The 16,955-nt window shown below is 72.3% G+C and carries 13 protein-coding genes and 2 pseudogenes; 5 read left to right on the top strand and 10 right to left on the bottom strand.

What is annotated here, in order from left to right:
• Positions 1–150: 150 nt before the first annotated feature.
• Both GTY56_RS05100 and GTY56_RS05095 read right to left on the bottom strand, forming a co-directional pair.
• The gene (locus tag GTY56_RS05100) at positions 151–1,119 is read right to left on the bottom strand and encodes a M56 family metallopeptidase (RefSeq protein WP_161362898.1); all 969 of its coding nucleotides are present in this window, start codon (positions 1,117–1,119) and stop codon (positions 151–153) included.
• A 6-nt stretch (positions 1,120–1,125) separates the two neighbouring features.
• A complete protein-coding gene (locus GTY56_RS05095; RefSeq protein ID WP_062925342.1) occupies positions 1,126–1,512 on the bottom strand; it encodes a BlaI/MecI/CopY family transcriptional regulator in 387 nt (128 codons plus the stop codon).
• Positions 1,513–1,667: 155 nt separating this feature from the next.
• Here GTY56_RS05095 and GTY56_RS05090 point away from each other — a divergent pair, with 155 nt between their 5' ends.
• The 3 genes from GTY56_RS05090 to GTY56_RS05080 all read left to right on the top strand — a co-directional run bounded on the left by GTY56_RS05090 (position 1,668) and on the right by GTY56_RS05080 (position 3,226).
• Positions 1,668–2,243, top strand: coding sequence for a TerD family protein (locus GTY56_RS05090; RefSeq protein ID WP_107457539.1), 576 nt, complete (start codon positions 1,668–1,670; stop codon positions 2,241–2,243).
• A gap of 78 nt (positions 2,244–2,321) precedes the next feature.
• The gene (locus GTY56_RS05085) at positions 2,322–2,987 is read left to right on the top strand and encodes a hypothetical protein (protein WP_161362896.1); all 666 of its coding nucleotides are present in this window, start codon (positions 2,322–2,324) and stop codon (positions 2,985–2,987) included.
• Positions 2,975–3,226, top strand: coding sequence for a twin-arginine translocase TatA/TatE family subunit (locus GTY56_RS05080; protein ID WP_161362894.1), 252 nt, complete (start codon positions 2,975–2,977; stop codon positions 3,224–3,226). The genes GTY56_RS05085 and GTY56_RS05080 overlap by 13 nt, the downstream gene beginning before the upstream one ends.
• A gap of 12 nt (positions 3,227–3,238) precedes the next feature.
• Here the strand turns inward: GTY56_RS05080 and htpG are convergent, their stop codons facing one another.
• The 7 genes and pseudogenes from htpG to GTY56_RS05045 form a co-directional block, all read right to left on the bottom strand.
• Positions 3,239–5,137, bottom strand: coding sequence for a molecular chaperone HtpG (htpG, locus tag GTY56_RS05075; protein WP_161362892.1), 1,899 nt, complete (start codon positions 5,135–5,137; stop codon positions 3,239–3,241).
• An 82-nt stretch (positions 5,138–5,219) separates the two neighbouring features.
• The gene (locus GTY56_RS05070; protein ID WP_161362890.1) at positions 5,220–5,945 is read right to left on the bottom strand and encodes a class F sortase; all 726 of its coding nucleotides are present in this window, start codon (positions 5,943–5,945) and stop codon (positions 5,220–5,222) included.
• Between the two features lie 116 nt (positions 5,946–6,061).
• Entirely contained in the window at positions 6,062–6,859 is a 798-nt protein-coding gene (locus GTY56_RS05065) for a hypothetical protein (RefSeq protein WP_161362888.1), read from the bottom strand.
• A gap of 194 nt (positions 6,860–7,053) precedes the next feature.
• A complete protein-coding gene (locus GTY56_RS05060; RefSeq protein WP_161362886.1) occupies positions 7,054–7,344 on the bottom strand; it encodes a DUF3040 domain-containing protein in 291 nt (96 codons plus the stop codon).
• A 274-nt stretch (positions 7,345–7,618) separates the two neighbouring features.
• Positions 7,619–8,178: pseudogene (locus tag GTY56_RS05055) on the bottom strand (cation:proton antiporter domain-containing protein); the annotation flags it as partial.
• A 248-nt stretch (positions 8,179–8,426) separates the two neighbouring features.
• A complete protein-coding gene (locus GTY56_RS05050) occupies positions 8,427–9,890 on the bottom strand; it encodes an L-fucose/L-arabinose isomerase family protein (protein ID WP_161362883.1) in 1,464 nt (487 codons plus the stop codon).
• 2 nt (positions 9,891–9,892) lie between these two features.
• Entirely contained in the window at positions 9,893–11,179 is a 1,287-nt protein-coding gene (locus GTY56_RS05045; RefSeq protein WP_161362881.1) for an MFS transporter, read from the bottom strand.
• 207 nt (positions 11,180–11,386) lie between these two features.
• Between GTY56_RS05045 and GTY56_RS05040 the strand changes: the two genes are divergently transcribed.
• Positions 11,387–15,331, top strand: coding sequence for a glycosyl hydrolase (locus tag GTY56_RS05040; protein ID WP_161362879.1), 3,945 nt, complete (start codon positions 11,387–11,389; stop codon positions 15,329–15,331).
• Here GTY56_RS05040 and GTY56_RS05035 read toward each other — a convergent pair.
• Positions 15,328–16,238, bottom strand: a pseudogene (locus GTY56_RS05035) (IS5 family transposase). The gene GTY56_RS05040 and the pseudogene GTY56_RS05035 overlap by 4 nt on opposite strands.
• A 38-nt stretch (positions 16,239–16,276) precedes the next feature.
• Between GTY56_RS05035 and GTY56_RS05030 the strand changes: the two are divergent.
• On the top strand, positions 16,277–16,906 hold the full coding sequence (locus GTY56_RS05030; RefSeq protein WP_161362877.1) for a methyltransferase domain-containing protein: 630 nt from the start codon (positions 16,277–16,279) through the stop codon (positions 16,904–16,906).
• Positions 16,907–16,955: the final 49 nt, after the last annotated feature.

The following is a 16,955-nucleotide window of genomic DNA, read 5'->3' as shown; positions in this document are numbered from 1 at the left end:
ACCGGAGCATGCCTCGGCAGCTGCCGAAATGGGATCACCCCTGACTCGCCCCGTGCGGCGCCATGGTGGCTTGTCGCGCAGTTCCCCGCACCCCTGAGGACGCGCCGTGCCGCCGACCGGGATCGTGTCACCAAGGGGAGGCGGCCTCGCTCAGAGCGGCGTCGCCGCGTGCAGGATCAGGAACATCGTCACCGCAGAGTTCGCGGACGACATCGCCGAGACGGCCGTCCCGGCGGCCGCACCCCACGCCGCCGCTCCGACCGCCGTGAACGCCGGCGGCCAGTGGCGTACGGCGGGGGCCGGGCCGAGCAGCGCCGCCACCCGGCGCGGCACCGGGCCGGGAGCCGCGAGCCCCGCGAGGGTGGGCAGCGGGGTGCCCCGCGAGACGAGCGCGGCCGTGCCGATCGCCCTCGCCACCGTGCGGCGGCTGCCGATCACCCGGGCCGCCTCCTCATCCGCCCACCGCTCCGCCGTGTACGCCACGGCGGTCCGCAGCGGTCGCAGGAACGGGTTGGCGCGGGCCGCCAGTTGCACGGCGAGCAGGTAGCGGTCGTGCCGTGCGGCGAGGTGCGCCCGCTCGTGGGCGAACAGGGCCCGGCGCTCGGCCGGGCGGAGCCGCTCCAGCAGGGCCGTGGTCACCACGACACGGCCCCGCCCGGCACCGGCGCGCGACCCCCCACCGCCCCGGCGCCCGCCGGGCGGCAGCGCGTACGCGTAGGGCACGGCGTCGGGCAGCACCGCCACCTCCGTCTCCCGCAGCCCGGCCAGGGCGCGATGCGCCTGACGGCGTACCCGCACGTGCCGGCGCACCGTCCGGACACAGGCGACAACGACCGCGCACAGCGCGGGAATCGCGGCCTTGCCCACGACCTCGTCGTACGGCACCGCGGCCCGCACTTCGGGGTCGGACCAGCCGTCCGGCAGCGGGTTGCCGGGCAGTTGCGCGGTGCCGACCACCATCACCAGGGCGAGGCAGATCGTGCTGCACAGCGCCAGCACCACGGCGAGCACCGTCAGCAGCCGGGTCGCGGTGCGCGGATGCAGATGCTGTTCGGCGAGGCGGGCGACCGGCCAGGCGGTGAGCGGCAGGATCAGTGGCAGAAAGACGAAGACCCCCATGAGGCTTCAGTCTTCCCCTTCGCTCTGGGCTTGATCCAGCAGGTCGCGCAGCAGCCGCTCCTCGTCCGGGCCGAGGCCGGTGACGAAGCTGGCCAGCACGGCCCCGCGGTCGCTCTCGGCGTCCAGCACCTTGCGCATCTTGCGGGCGGCCAGGCCTGCCTGGTCCGAGGCCGGGGTCCAGGCGAAGGACCGGCCGACCCGCTCCCGGGTGACCGCGCCCTTGCCCAGCAGCCGGGTCAGGATCGTGATCACCGTCGTGTACGCGAGGTCACCGCCGAGGCGTTCCTGCACCCAGCCGGCCGTGGCCGGGCCGTCCGCCTCGCGCAGCGCCGACAGCACCAGCGCCTCAAGCTCGCCCTGTCCCCGCCGGGGACGCTGCCCGGGACCCGTCACCGCCCCGCCTCCCTTTCACCGCCCTGCGTTGCCCTTGCGGACATCGTATAGATCCGCCGGCCCGATCCCGCCTGCTTCTACATTGCTGTAGATTCAAAGTGGCATCCGCAGTGACGTCCACACCGCACACGTCAACGCTCAAGAAGGAGTACCCCGTGGGAGTTTCCCTGTCCAAGGGCGGCAACGTCTCACTCAGCAAGGAGGCGCCCGGCCTGACCGCCGTCCTGGTCGGCCTGGGCTGGGACGTCCGCACCACCACCGGCACCGACTACGACCTCGACGCCTCCGCCCTGCTCCTGGACGCCTCCGGCAAGGTGCCCTCGGACCAGCACTTCGTCTTCTACAACAACCTCAAGAGCCCCGACGGCTCGGTCGAGCACACCGGCGACAACCTCACCGGTGAGGGCGAGGGCGACGACGAGTCCGTCAAGGTGAACCTCGCCGCTGTCCCGGCCGAGATCGACAAGATCGTCTTCCCGGTGTCCATCCACGACGCCGAGAACCGCGGCCAGAGCTTCGGACAGGTCCGCAACGCCTTCATCCGGGTCGTCAACCAGGCGGGCGGCCAGGAGATCGCCCGCTACGACCTGTCCGAGGACGCCTCGACCGAGACCGCGATGGTCTTCGGCGAGCTCTACCGGCACGGCGCCGAGTGGAAGTTCCGCGCGGTCGGCCAGGGCTACGCCTCGGGTCTGGCCGGTATCGCGGCCGACTTCGGCGTCAACGTCTGACACGGACCACCGCGCCGCCGGGCCCGACCGCGTGCGGCCGGGCCCGGCGGCCGCATCAGCAACCGACCGGGAGACCCTGTGGCCGACCTGTCCCGCCTCCGCCCGGAGGACCGCGCGGACTTCGAAGCCGTACTGCACCACGCACTGGGCACCGCGGACATCCGTGGCGCTCTGACCGCCGACCCGGCCGGCCGGGCGGCGGCACACCTGCGCGCCCACGCGCTCGCCCACGCCGACGACATCGCTGCGGCGGCCGAAGGGCCGTACCGCTCCTACCTCGCCGTGCGCAGGGCCGCCCGGCACGAGGCGCGGGGCCCGCTGGACAGCGGCAGTCTGCTGCCGGCCCTCGCGGTGCTCACCCCGCTCGTGGCGGGCACGTCCGCCGCCGCGCTGCTCCTGACCGGCGGTCTGCTGCACCTCGCCGACGCCCTCGGCCCGCTGCCCGGATCGCTCGTCGCGGCCGGCTGGACCCTGGCGCTCGTGGCGGCCGTCACCGGCCTCGGAACCCTGGCCGCCCTGCTGCACACGGCCCTGCGGAGGCGCGCCGTGCCACCGGCCTCCGAGCAGGTGGAGCATGCGCGGCTGGTCTGGCGGCAGGAGCTGCTCGACCGCGGGATGCTGCCGCACCTGCGCCGGCACCTGCTGCCGCATCCCGATACGGCGATCACACCGTGCTCGCCGCCCGATACGCTCTCGCCGTGCCCGGCCCGGGCGAGAGAGGACAGGACACCATGTTCGGACTGAGCGAGTTCGCGATCATTCTCATCGTCGTCATAGCGGTCATCGGGATGAAGAAGCTTCCCGAGCTGACCCGCTCGGCCGGCAAGGCCGCCCGCATCCTCAAGGCCGAGGCCCGCGCGGCGAAGGACGACGAGGCCGGGACGGCTCCCGCGCCGCGGGTGGTCCAGGGCGAGATCGTCCCGCCGGGCACCGGCACGACCCCGCCCGGCGCCCGCGCGGCGGGCGCCCCGGACCACCCCTGATCCGCCCCGTGCCTACAGCGTCCGCTCCAGGCGGTCGGACACGAGCCTGACGAAGCGCGCCGGGTCCTTGGGCTGGCCGCCCTCCGCGAGCACCGCCAGGGTGTGGAGCAGCTCGGCGGACTCGGCGAGCTCCGTGCGGTCCTCGCTCGCCCCGTAGGCCTCGTGCAGGCCCTTCACCAGCGGGTGGCCGGGGTTGAGCTCCAGGATCCGCTTGGTGCGCGGCACCTCCTGGCCCATCGCCCGGTACATGTTCTCCAGGGCCGGGGTCAGGTCGTGGGCGTCCGAGACGACGCAGGCCGGGGAGACCGTGAGCCGTGTGGAGAGGCGGACCTCCTTGATGTCCTCGTCGAGCTGCTCGCGCATCCAGCCGAGCAGCCCGGCGTACTCCTCCGCCTGCTTCTCGCGCTCCTCGCCGGCCTTCTCCCCGCCCTCTCCGTCGAGGTCGATCTCGCCCTTGGTGACGGACCGCAGCTTCTTGCCCTCGTACGCGCCGACGGCGTCGACCCAGACCTCGTCGACGGCGTCGGTGAGCAGCAGGACCTCGATGCCCTTGTCCCGGAACGCCTCCATGTGCGGGGAGTTCTCGATGCTCTGCCGGGACTCCCCGGTGATGAACCAGATGTCGTCCTGGCCGTCCTTCATCCGCTCCACGTACTGCGCGAGTGTCGTCGGCTCGTCGTCGGAGTGGGTGGTCGCGAACGAGGACACGGCGAGGATCGCGTCACGGTTCTCGGAGTCGGTGACCAGGCCCTCCTTCAGGGCGGTGCCGAACTCGCGCCAGAACGTGCGGTAGCGGTCGGCGTCCTTGGCGAGGAAGTCCTTGACCGTGGACAGCACCTTCTTCGTCAACCGGCGCTGCATCATCCGGATGTGCCGGTCCTGTTGCAGGATCTCGCGGGAGACGTTGAGCGAGAGGTCCTGCGCGTCGACGACGCCCTTGACGAAGCGGAGGTAGGGCGGCAGCAGCGCCTCGCAGTCGTCCATGATGAAGACGCGCTTCACGTACAGCTGGACGCCGCGCTTGAAGTCCCGCGTGAACAGGTCGTGCGGGGCGTGCGAGGGCACGAAGAGCAGGGCCTGGTACTCGAAGGTGCCCTCGGCCTGGAGCCGGATCGTCTCCAGGGGCTCACGCCAGTCGTGGCTGATGTGCTTGTACAGCTCGTGGTACTCGTCGTCGGACACCTCGTCGCGCGAGCGCGCCCACAGGGCCTTCATGGAGTTCAGCGTCTCGGGCTCGGGCGCGCCCTCGCCGTCCTTCGCCTCCGGGACCATCCGGATCGGCCAGGTGATGAAGTCCGAGTAGCGCTTGACGATTTCCCGGATCGTCCATTCGGAGGTGTAGTCGTGGAGCTGGTTCTCCGGGTCGGCGGGCTTGAGGTGGAGCGTCACGGACGTGCCCTGCGGCGCGTCGTCGACCCTCTCCAGGGTGTACGTGGCCTCGCCGCGCGAGGTCCAGCGGGTCCCCTGGCCCTCGCCGGCGCGGCGGGTCACCAGCGTCACCTCGTCCGCCGCCATGAAGCCGGAGTAGAAGCCGACACCGAACTGGCCGATGAGCCCCTCGGCCCCGGCCGCGTCCTTCGCCTCCCGCAGCTCCTCCAGGAACGCGGCCGTACCCGAGTTGGCGATGGTGCCGATGAGCTGCCCGACCTCGTCGTACGACATGCCGATGCCGTTGTCCCGCACCGTGAGGGTGCGGGCCTCCTTGTCGATGTCGAGCTCGATGTGCAGGTCCGACACATCGGCGTCGAGGGAGTCGTCCCGCAGCTTCTCCAGACGCAGCTTGTCGAGCGCGTCGGAAGCGTTGGAGACGAGCTCCCGCAGGAAGACATCCTTGTTCGAGTAGACCGAGTGGATCATCAGCTGGAGCAGCTGACGCGCCTCTACCTGGAACTCAAACGTTTCGGTCGTCATGGTTCGCGAATCCCTCACAGGTCCACAGTCGCCTGAACTGGATGTCACTGTAAAACACCAAGTCAGGCCGGGGCCCCGGAAGTCAGACGAGGCGGGCGAAGACGACCAGGTTCTCGGTGTAGTCCCGGGCCTGGCGGTCGTAGGCACCCGCGCAGGTGATCAGCCTGACCTGGGCGTCCGGTGTGTCGCCGTAGACGCGGTCGCTGGGGAAGGCGTCCTTCTCGAACGACTCCGTGGCGTAGACGACGAAGGTCGCCTTGCCGCCGTCGGCCCGCGCCACCTGGAACCGGTCGCCCTTCTTCAGTGCGCTGAGCCCGGCGAAGACGGCCGGGGAGGTGGCGGTGTCCACGTGCCCCGCGATGATCGCGGTACCCGCCTCCCCGGGGGTGTGGCCTTTGGCGTACCAGCCGACGAGGTTGGTGTCGTGCGACGGCGGGGGCTCCAGCTGACCCGAGCGGCCGATGGCGAGGTCGGTGAAGGGCGCGTCGACCGAGATCTTGGGGATGAGCAGGCGGACCGGCCGGGACCGCGGCAGATGCGGGCCTGCCCCGGACGCGGCGGACCGGTGCGGCGCGACCGACGTGCGCGGCGTGTCGGGCAGGTCGGGGACGGCCGGGTTCGCGGCCACGGCCGGTGGAGCGTGCGGCGGGCCGGCGGCGTCGGACGATCCACCGCGGCCGCCGACCAGGCTCACGGTCAGGACGAGGGCGGCCACCGCCCACAGTACCGACACGACGGTGCGCAGCCGCCGCTTCGACGGTTCGGGGCCGGGGTCGGGGTCGGGAAGAGCGGGGGGACTGGCTGCCATCAAGGACCACCTCATTCGGGCACGGCAGCGGGCACGGCACGCGGGACGACGAGCCGGGCCGCCGCGACGCGAGGTGCACGTGCGGCGGCCACGGCTGCTGTGGGGTCAGGCGCCGGTCACACGGTGCCGCGCGAGGCCCTCTGGCGCCGCAGCGCGTACAGACCGGTGCCGGCCACCGCCAGCACGGCCATCCCGCCCGCGGTCACGCCCGGTGCGGAGGCCAGCCCGCCGCCACCGGTGTGCATGCCGCCGCGCGGCTTGTCGTGCTTGCCGTGCTTGCCCTCCCAGGAGCCCTTGTCGTGCTCGTCGTGCTTGCCGCCCCAGTCCTCGTCCTCCTTGTAGGTGTCCGGGTCGTGCTTGGGGTTGTCCCAGTCGTCGCCGGAGTTCACCGCGGCCAGGGCGCCGCCACCGGTGTGCATCCCGCCGTGCGGCTTGTCGTGCTTGTCCTTCCAGGAGCCCTTCTCGTGCCCCTTCTCCTTGCCGTGCTCCTCGTCCTTGCCGTGCTCCTCTTCCTTGCCCTCCTGGTCGCCCTTGTCACCGTCCCACTCGTCGTCCGAGGTCACCGCGGCCAGGGCGCCGCCACCGGTGTGCATGCCGCCGTGCGGCTTGTGGTGCTTGCCCTTCCAGGAGCCCTTCTCGTGCCCCTTCTCCTTGCCGTGCTCCTCGTCCTTGCCCTCCTGGTCGCCCTTGTCGCCGTCCCACTCGTCGTCCGAGGTCACAGCGGCCAGGGCTCCGCCACCCGTGTGCATCCCGCCGTGTGGCTTGTGGTGCTTGCCGTCCTTGTGGTGCTCCTTGCTGTAGGAACTGGAGTCGTTGTCCCAGTCACCCATCGCCTCGGCGTAGGCGGCGGGCGCGGTGATCGCGAGGGCGGCCGTGGCAGTGGCCGTCGCGAGCAGCATGCGGGCAGAGCGCATCGGTGAGTCCTTCCGTCGCGACCCGGGCAGCTGACGCCTCGCCAGCTCACGAGACCCGGCCTCGACGTGAACCACCGTCAGTCATGCCGGGCTCCCCCACCATCCAGGGCGTTCACACGGGTTACGACGGCACTCCGACGGCGGAACGCCACGGTCTCCCGGCGGGGAGCCGCAGGGGCCCGGAGGCCCTCCCGTCAGCGCCGTCCGAAGCCGCCCCGGTGCGTCATGCGGGCCGGGTCCGGATCGGCCAGCTGGGCCGCCATGCCGACGAGGACCAGCCCGCCCGCGATGAGCAGCCCCTGGGCCAGGACGATGCCGCAGGCCAGCACCGCGACGCCGAGGGCCAGCCCCCACCAGGCGCCGGTACGCCGGTACTCCCGGGGCCGGGCGGGGCGGCCGGATCTCATGGCCCGGGTGAACCGGGGATCCTCCTGCTCGAGTCGTGCTTCGAGGTCGACGAGGCGGTGATCTTCGGACGGGGGCACGGCTTCTCCTTCCCGGAGCCCGAGCGTTTCGAGGCAGGCACGACCGGGGCCATGACAAGTCCTGGGGTGTCGGGCCCTGCGGCGGTGCGGAGGGAGACGGGCCGCCGGCGCGCCGGTGCGCCCGGCCGCGGCTGTCTCACCAGGGCTTCAGCTTCTCCCTCCTCGACCGGCTTGCGCCATCGGGCTCCAGGCCATTTCTTCCCGGTGCCCGACCCTCATGAACGCCGGTGCGAGAGGAGGGTGTTCGAATTCCCGGTGCACCATCCGAGTCGGACGGATGGACCAGGTCCCTGATGCGCGGGCCGGAGGGGGTGCCGGCGAGGATCAGGCCGACCATGAAGGCGCCGATGGCGTCGGCGACCCCGAGGGCCTCGGAGACCCCCGCCACCAGGACGGCCGCGCCGAGGTAGCTGATGACGAGCTCGATGAGGACCTTGGTGACGATGGCCGACGAGGAGATCCCGAGGACACCGGCGAGGACCAGCGCCTCCCGGGCGCCCCAGCCCAGGGCGAAGCCGAATACCAGTCCCGCGCCGACGTCGAGCAGCAGGTGGATCCCGCCTGCGGTCAGCAGGCGGGAGCCGCCGCTTCTCAGGTCGTCGAGGTGGAACTCCAGGCCCAGGTGGAGCAGCAGCACCAGGCCGAGCGCGGAGAGCATCTCGAAGTCGTGTGCGTCCTGGACGATGACGATGCCCGGGGTGTGGGGCCGAGCAGGATGCCCGCGAGCGTGAACAGCGGGATGGCGGGGAGTGCGACCCTGCCGCCGAGGCGGGCGAGGAGGGCGGCGGCCGGGAAGGCTCCGCCCAGGGCGAGAAGGCTGTCAGCGTGTCCCACGGATCACCACCTTCGACGACGCGCAGACGGACCGTTTCACCGCGCGGGGACGGATAGGGCCCCTCCTTCAGGGGCCTTGAAGGGTGGTGTGGTGCGCCTCTCGGCACAGCACGGGGTCCGCGGCCGTGACGGCCGGTGCGGCGGCCCGGGCAGGTGCTGCCGGCCTCACACGGGCACCGGTGGCCACACCATCGGCGCCGGTACCCATCTCCGCCCGGCGGCGACACCCATCCCCGCGGAGAGAGCCCTCACACCTCCCGGTGGTCGATGCCCAGCAGGCTCGCCGCCGCACGGAAATCGGCCGTGTGGTGCCCGACCGCGAGCGACCAGTGGTGTCCGACGCCCGTGGCGCTCCAGGCGTCGACCCATTCGCCGGGGTCGCGGTCGAAGTCGACCCGGCTGGTGGTGTTGCCGATCTCCAGGAGCGGTCCCGGTACGACGGTGCCCTCGGAGGTGACGAAGGACAGGCTGCCGTCGGCGTCCTGGCCGAGGCCGAGCAGGGTGACGGGCCCGTGCCGGACGTCGAACTCGACGCTCACGCCCCAGCCGCGTTTGCCGTGGTACACACCGAGGCCGCGCAGCAGCGGGGCGCGGGCACCGACGGCGAGGTGGGCCGGTCCGTCGTGGCCCATCTCCACGACGCCGTCCTCGAAGTTGAGGGCCTGGATCTCGGTGAAGGATCCTCCGGCGCCGACGCTCTGGGAGGCGAGCTGGGCGACGGACGTGCGCAGTTCGTACTCGCCGGCCGCGGGCACGCCGCGGGCGGTGAGGAGGGAGGCGCCGAGGATCATGCCGGCGCCGAGCCGCTCGTGCAGTTCACCGTCCAGGCCGCGGTGGTAGTAGGCGAGGCTGTCGAGCTCGAAGTCGGCCACCAGCCGGTCCAGGGCGACGGACACGGTCGCGCCCCAGGCGAAGTCCTCCTCCACCACGCTCTCGTCGAGGGCGAAGACCTGCCCGGCGAGGGCCATCCGCTCGCGGGTCTCGGCCTCGGTGACCCGTTCCACGCGGTGCCTCAGGTCGTCGAACTCCAGGACCTCCACGTGCGAGCCGAACGTCGTGGCCAGCAGCGTCGGATCGGTCTGCACGTCGAGCATGCCGGGATACACGTGCCCCATGAGGCCGTGCCGGGCGTGCCGGAGCGCGGCGCGGATGTGCGCGGCCCGGATCCACTGCTCGATGCGCCGCCAGGCGGACTCCTGGCGCAGCCAGCCCGACACCGACCGGAAGGGGATGCCGGCGCGCCGGAAGACGTTGCCGACCTCCGGGACGGGGCACTGCCCGCAGTAGGCCAGCCAGGCCCCGGTGTCGAAGGCGGCGTGGTCCATCTTCTCGGACGGCTGGAGGTCGATGACCAGGACCGGCGTGTGCGAGCGCTGTGCGATCGGCAGCACCATCGAGGAGGTGAGGTACGTGGTCAGGAACAGCACGATCAGGTCGCAGTCGGCGCGCCGCAACTGCTCGGCGGCACGGGCGCCTTCCCGGGCGTCGGAGACGAAACCGGCGTCGGTCACCTCGGCGTCCATGGCCCGGAACCGCTCGGCGACGTAGGCGGCCGACTCCTTCAGTTGCGGCAGGAGTCCGGGGAACTGCGGCCAGTAGGTGCCGAGTCCGCCGGCGACCAGCCCGATCCGGGTGCGGCGCCGGGCGACCGGTGGGAGCAGGTCGTGCAGGGCGGCGGTCCGTACGGCCGTGCGGTCCGCGGTCGTTGCCATGGTCAGTGCTCCTTGTCGGGAAGGCCGGCGGGCGAGGTGCTGGGGACGCGGAGGTCCGCTCCGTCCGTCTCGTCTCTCGCGGAACGCGGGACCAGGACGCGGATGATGAACACGCCCGCAAGCGCCGCCGCCGTCATGCACGCGGTGATCGTCCAGAGCAGGGCGGAGGGGCTGTGGTCGGCGAGGGCGGGGGTGAAGAAGGCGGCGACGGCGAAGACGCCCCGGGAGAGGGCGTAGGTGAGGCCCTGGGTGGTGGCGCGGGTGTCGGCGGGCAGCGTGAGCTGCGACCACACCTTGTAGTTGGTCTCGCCGGCGAAGGGATGGGAGAGCTGGTAGAGCACGAAGAAGACGAGCATGCCGACGAGGGCGCCCGCGGTCAGGGACGCGATGACGAAGGCGAGGATCTGGACCACGGCGGCCACGTGGAACAGCCGGTCGCGCCAGGGGCTGTCGGCGACGCGTACGAAGGCGAAGGTCAGCAGCACCCCGACGGGGATGAAGGCCAGGTTGATCCCGGTGGCGAGGCTCTGCGACGCGTCGCTGACGGTGACGAGCAGGTAGGTGCCGAACTGTCCGAAGGTGTTGGCTCCGAGGCCCCAGGTCACGTAGAAGACGAACGTCGCGGCCATCGGCAGCAGGGCGGCCCGCCTCCACACGCCCTTCAGGGAGATGGCTTCCGGGGCGGCGCCGGTCTCGGTCTCCGGAGGCTCGTCGGGCAGTTTCAGCCGGGACCGCAGGGCCCAGGTCACGATGGCGGCGACGGCCAGTTGTCCCGTGATGAGCCGGGCCCCGGTCATGCCCGTGGTGGACAGCACGAAGCCGAGGAAGATGGCGACGGTGATGCCCAGCATCCACATGACCTGCGTGAACGCCACGAGTCGGCCGCGGGCCCAGGAGGGCGCCGCGTCCGAGACCACGGCCAGGGATGTCGGCAGGTCGGCGCCGGCCGCGAGCCCGGCGACGAGGACACCGACGAGCAGGGTGATGTCGTCCGGCGCGAGCGTGATGACGAGGGCGCCGAGGGCGAAGCAGAAGATGTCCCAGTTGTAGACGCGGCGGCGGCCGAAGAGGTCGGCGAGGCGTCCGCCGACGAGGGATCCGACGGCGATGCAGCCGGTGACGATCGCGCTGATCGCCCCGGCCATCCATACGCCCATGTCGTAACTGTCGCGGTAGACGGCCAGGTTGACGGAGATGCTCACGATCAGCCCGGCGTCGAGGTAGGAGGCCATGCCCGACAGGGCGGCGGCTTTCCAGAGCGGTCGGGGAATGGGGCGGGTACCGGCCATGATGCGACTCCGTCGTCTGGTGACATCGCGGTTCCGGGTGCCTGGTCGAGGCGAATATAGGGCGGGAAAAACGTTGCAACAAGGTGTCGCGCACGCATGGGTGACATGACCTCGGACCCTCCGGTCCCCCACGGGATATGGCGTGGCCGCTCCAGCTCGCCTACCGTGAGGAGGGCCTGAAAACGTTTTAGGGGAAGGACCGTGTGCGTGATCTCCCCCGAGCTCCGGCAGCTGTTCGACGACCCGCCGCGCGACTTCGGCCCCACTCCCCTGTGGTGGTGGTCGGGTGCGAAGGTCACCCGGGAGCGGCTCGCCTGGCAGCTGCGGGCGTTCGCGGAGGGCGGGGTGCACAACCTGGTCGTCATCAACCTGGCTCCGGCCGGGCCGACGTTCGGGGCCCGGGCCGACGATCCGGCGTGGTTCGGCGAGGAGTGGTGGGAGCGTTTCACCGACGCGTGCGCGATCGCGGCGGAGCTCGGCACACGGCTGTGGTTCTACGACCAGATCGGCTTCTCCGGCGCCAATGTGCAGGGCGCTGTGACGCGACGGCATCCGGAGGCGGCCGGACTCGCCCTGCGCTGCCGTGACGTGAGCGTCTCCCGGGGCAGGGTCGCCCCGACGGACGCCGGGACACCGCTGGCCGCGTACTCCCGCGACGGCCGGCGGCTCGACCTCGCCGCGGACGGGCGCGTCGCCGCCGCCGACGGGACCGGGGTGCGGCTCGTCACCGCCGTCCCCACCGCGTTCGACTATCTGGACCCGCACGCCGTCGGCCTGCTGATGGACACGGTCCACCACGAGTACGACCGCCGCATACCCGAGTACCTGGGTACGGTCGTCGCGGGCAGCTTCCAGGACGAACTGCCCGGCACCAACGCCTGGAGCCACCGATTCGCCGACGAGTTCCGCAGCCGGCGCGGCTACGACCTGCTCGACCACCTGCCGGCCCTGTTCGGCACGGACACGGGCGCGCCGGAGGGGAAGATCCGCGGCGACTACTACGGCGTCCGCGCGGAGCTGACCGAACAGGCCCTGTTCCGGCCGCTCGCCGCCTGGCACCGCGAACGCGGCCTGCTGCTGGGCAGCGACCAGAGCCACCCCGCCCGCGCGGGCTACCCGGCCCAGGCCACGCAGATCTACACCGACTACTTCCGCACCCACCGCTGGTACGGCGCCGCCGGCAGCGACCACCACGGCGACGCCAAGGTGCACTCCTCCCTGGCCCACCTCTACGGCCACGAGCGGGTCTGGATCGAGGCGTTCCACTCCTCCGGCTGGGGCGGCACGCTGGAGGACACCTACGGCTGGCTGCTGCCGTTCCTGCGCAGCGGCGCCAACCTCTACAACCCGCACGCCAGTTACTTCGGCACCGCGGCCGGCTGGTTCGAGTGGGCGCCGCCGTCCACCGACTGGCGCCAGCCCTACTGGAAGCAGTACCCGGCCTTCTCCCGGGCCGTGGCCCGGATCTGCTCGATCATGTCGTGGGGCGGATACGCGGCCGACGTGGCGGTGCTGTACCCGACCGCCACCATGCAGGCACTCGTCCCGCTGGACGCGCCGGTCCGGCACTTCGGTGACGGCCGGCTGGGCGACGGCCACGCCCTCGCCGACGAGACGCAGCGGCACTACCTGGACCTGTGCGGCTCGAACAACTGGCTCGGGCCGCACGCCGGGGCCCTGGACCGGCGCGGGATCTCCTTCGACGTCGTCGACGACGACTCGGTGCGCCGCGCCGAGGCCGTCGGCGGGGGCCTGCGCATCAGGGACCTGGCGTACGGCGTGGTGCTGCTGCCCTCGGCGAGCGTGCTGGAGGAGGAGACCGCGCGCCGGCTGGCCGAACTGCTCGACGCGGGAGGCCGGGTGGTGGTCGTGGGCCGCCCGCCCGGGACGGCCGCGGGCCGGTCCGGTGACGACTCGGTGGTGGCGGCCCTGCTCGCCCATCCCCGGCTGGAGCGGGTGCGCGACCCCGAGGCCGCCGCCGAGGCGGTGGCCGGCGCACCCGGGCACGCCACGGGCGAGGTGCCGCTGCTCGTCCGACGGAAGGGGAACCAGGCCGTGGCACTGGTCACGGCCGCCTTCCCCGAGATCGGCGCACATCCGCTGCGCCCGCCCGGTTCCGCCCCCGCGCCCGTCCGCACCTCGTCCGTCACCGTCCGGGCGGGCGTCGCGGAGGCAGAGGTCTGGAACCCGGCCACCGGCTCCCGCAGCCCTGCGCGCGTCACGGTCTCCGACGACCGGGCTCTCTCGGTCATCGAAGTGCCGTTGGACGGCGCCCCGGCGGCCTTGGTCGTGTGGCGCGAGGGCCGTCCGGGACCGCGGCCTGCCACGGGTGGGACGGCGGAGCGGGTGCTCGACGTCTCGGCCGGCTGGCAGGGCCGGCTGGTGCCCACGATGGACAACACCTGGGGCGATGTCGCACTGCCCGCGGGAGCGTCCGTGGCGGAGCCGCAGATCTGGACCATGGAGTGGACCGAGGGGGCGGTGTGGGAGCCGAGCCGGGTCACCTACGGCAATCGGGTCCGGGTCCTGCCCCCGGTGCCGCCCGAGCAGGCTCCCGAGCCGCTGGACACGGCGACCGTGGAGCGGATCCTGGCCGGTCGGGTGCCCCTCGTGCCACGGGACTCGGGCTGGGAGGCCGCGGTGTACTCGTCGAGCCGCGGCGCCCCGGACCAGGGCGGGCTGCTGGGCACCAAGGGGCTGGTGAACGAGGAGTTCGTACATGTCCCCGTGCCGGCCGGCGGCACGGTGGCCCGGGTCCGGGCGATCGTGGAGACCGGACACCGTGGGCCCGCCGAGCTGCACGTCGGCGCGGAGGCGGTCAAACGGGTGTGGTGGAACGGGGAGCCGCTGGGCCCGTACGGCGGCGGTCACCTGGCCTCCGCCCCGGTCACCGTGAACCGCCACCGCAACGTGCTCGAGTACGAGCTGTCGGGCGCTCAGGACCGGCCCTCGTCGATCTCGGCGGCCGCCGGCACACCGCTCGGCAGCTTCTTCTGCCTGTCCGAACCGGGCGGGTTCGGGCCCCGGCCGCGGTTCATGCGCCCGCCCGACGGAGTCCGCCCCGACGGCCGCGTCACCTACCGCGCGGGCTTTCGGGTACCGGCCGGCGGTGCGCGGGCGGTGCTCGTCGTGGGTGCCGCCCCGGCGCTGACCGTACTGCTCGACGGTGACGTGGTGGCGCGGCAGGAGAAGGCGGAGTACTACGAGGCGGACTGGGGCACCGTGCCGATGTTCTTCCGTCACGAACCGGAACTCGGGGCGGGCGAGCACACGCTGGAGGTGGTGGCCGACAGTGCCGATGGCCGGGACGCGGTGTTCGTCGATCTGGCGGCGTGTTCGGGAAACGCGGTGACGGCCCTGGTCAGCGGCGCCGGCTGGGAGGCGGAGACGGGCGCGTGGCGGGGCCGGACCGTCGAGGACGAGCGCAGGCGGGGCGCGTTGCAGCACTGCCACGCCGCCGTACGGCCGCACCCGCTGCCGGACACCGCGTGGCTGGGCGGCCGTCCGGTGCTCGGCGGTGCCGTCCGGCCGTCGCGGTCCACCGATGACGTCCGGGCATCGCCGCAGCGCTTCCGGTTCACGGTGCCGCCGGGCACGGTGTCGCTGGAGCTGCCGCTGGCGCTGCCCGCGCGCGTGCGGGTGGGAGACGGAGAGGAACGGGCCTTGCCGGGCGACCGGCTGACGCTCCATGAGCCGCTCCGCACACCCACCCGCGTCGAGGTGGTCACCGGGCCCACGGCCGTCCTGCGGGGCGGCTCCGCCTGGCACGGGCCGGTCCGGGTGCGGACGGTGCCGGCACCGCTGGCGCTGGGCGACTGGCGCGAGCAGGGGCTGGGCGGCTGGAGCGGGGGTGTGACGTACGCGCGGGCGGTCGAGGTGCCGCCCGGGCCCGATCCCGTGCTGGATCTGGGGCGGGTCCGGGGCAGTGTGGAGGTGTCGGTCGACGGGGAGCCCGCCGGGGAGGCGTTCTGCGCGCCGTACCGCTTCCCGCTGCGCGGTGCGGCGGGGCGGACGGTCCGGCTGGAGGTGACGGTCCGGGGCACGCTGGCGCCGTACTTCGCGGAGGCCACCCCGACCGCCTGGGCCTTCCCGTCCCAGCTGCCGTCGGGGCTGTGGGGGCCGGTGACGCTGCGGGTTCCGTCCGCGGGTTAGAGCCTGTCTGACAAATGATCACCTGGCCGCTTCGCGGAGCCAGAGGATCAGAGAGGCCAGGATGACTCCTGCGCGGTAGCGGTCCGCGAGCTTGTCGAACCTGGTGGCGATTGCACGGAACTGCTTGAGGCGGGCGAAGCATCGTTCGACCACGTTGCGGTCGCGGTAGATCTCCGTGTCGAAGGCGGGTGGCCGGCCACCGCGGCGTCCCCGGCGTCGGCGGTTGGCCACCTGGTCACGGCGCTCGGGGATCGTGGCGGCGATGCCCCGACGCCGCAGCAGATGACGGATGGCCCTGCTGGAACAGGCTTTGTCACCCAACACACGGTCCGGTGTCGTGCGCGGCCGGCCTGTACTTACCCGCGGGGTGCGGATCCCGTCAAGGACATCGGTGAACGCGGTGGCGTCGTGGGCGTTTCCGGGTGTGAGCACGATCGACAGCGGCAGACCCCGGCCGTCGACGGCGAAGTGGATCTTGGTGGTTAGCCCGCCGCGGGACCGGCCGAGGGTCTGGCGCGCCTGCGAGTGGCCCGGATCTTCCAGTTCGTCCCCGGCTGCGTCCCCCTTTTACGGGCGCCCGCGGCGTGCTGGTGGGCCCGGTTGACCGTGGAGTCGACGGCGACGGTCCACTCCACCCGACCCACCGCGTCGTCACGGACCTGGACGTGTTCCAGCAGCTTCGCCCACGTGCCGTCGGCCTCCCAGCGGGCGAAGCGTTCATAGACGGTCTGCCACGGTCCGTACCGCTCCGGCAGGTCGCGCCAAGGAGCCCCGGTCCGCAGTCGCCACAGGACGCCGTTGACCACCTGCCGGTGATCACGCCACGGACGGCCGCGCCCGTCCAACTGCGGCAACAGGGCTCAATTCGCTCCCACGCCGCATCTGTCAATTCACCTCGACCTGCCACAAGATCAATTATCAGACCGGCCATATAGAGTCCTGCCCGTGGCGAATCATCAGGACGAGACCAGGGTGGCCTACGACGGAGTCGTCGAGCTGTACGCATCGCTGTTCGCAGACCGGCTGGAGACGCAGCCGTTCGGCAGGGCCATGATCGGCACCTTCGCCGAACTGGTGCGCGCTACGGGCAACCTGCGGGCAGCGGACGTCGGATGCGGACCCGGACATCTGACAGCCATGCTGCACGAACTGGGCCTGGACGCCTTCGGACTCGACCTCTCTCCCAGCATGGTCGACCACGCCCGGCGGGCCCATCCGGCGCTGCTTTTCCAGGAGGCGCGGATGGAATCCCTGCCGATCGAGGATGGCGCGCTCGGCGGCGTACTGGCCCATTACTCGATGATCCACACCCCTCCGGGAGAACTGCCGGAGCTGCTTGCCGAGCAGGTACGCGTTCTCGCGCCAGGTGGTCTGCTCCTGGTCTCCTTCTTCGGGACCGACGGACAGGAACCGGTCCGGTTCGACCACAAGGTGGCGCCTGCCTACAGTTGGCCGGCGGATCGCCTCGCTGGACTGCTGGCCGATGCCGGGCTCGTTCCCTTCGCCCGGTTGCTCCACGATCCGGCCTCCGAGCGGGGCTTCCTCGACGCTCATTTGTTGGCCCGCCGCTCGTAGGTCCTGCCCGGAAATATCTGCCGGACTGCCGGCGCACCCCGGGCTGCCA

This window comes from Streptomyces sp. SID5643 (genome assembly GCF_009872555.1).
In the GTDB taxonomy this organism is placed as follows: domain Bacteria; phylum Actinomycetota; class Actinomycetes; order Streptomycetales; family Streptomycetaceae; genus Streptomyces; species Streptomyces iakyrus.
The sequence above is the reverse complement of the archived record's forward strand: the minus strand, read 5'-3'. Positions and strand labels throughout refer to the sequence as shown.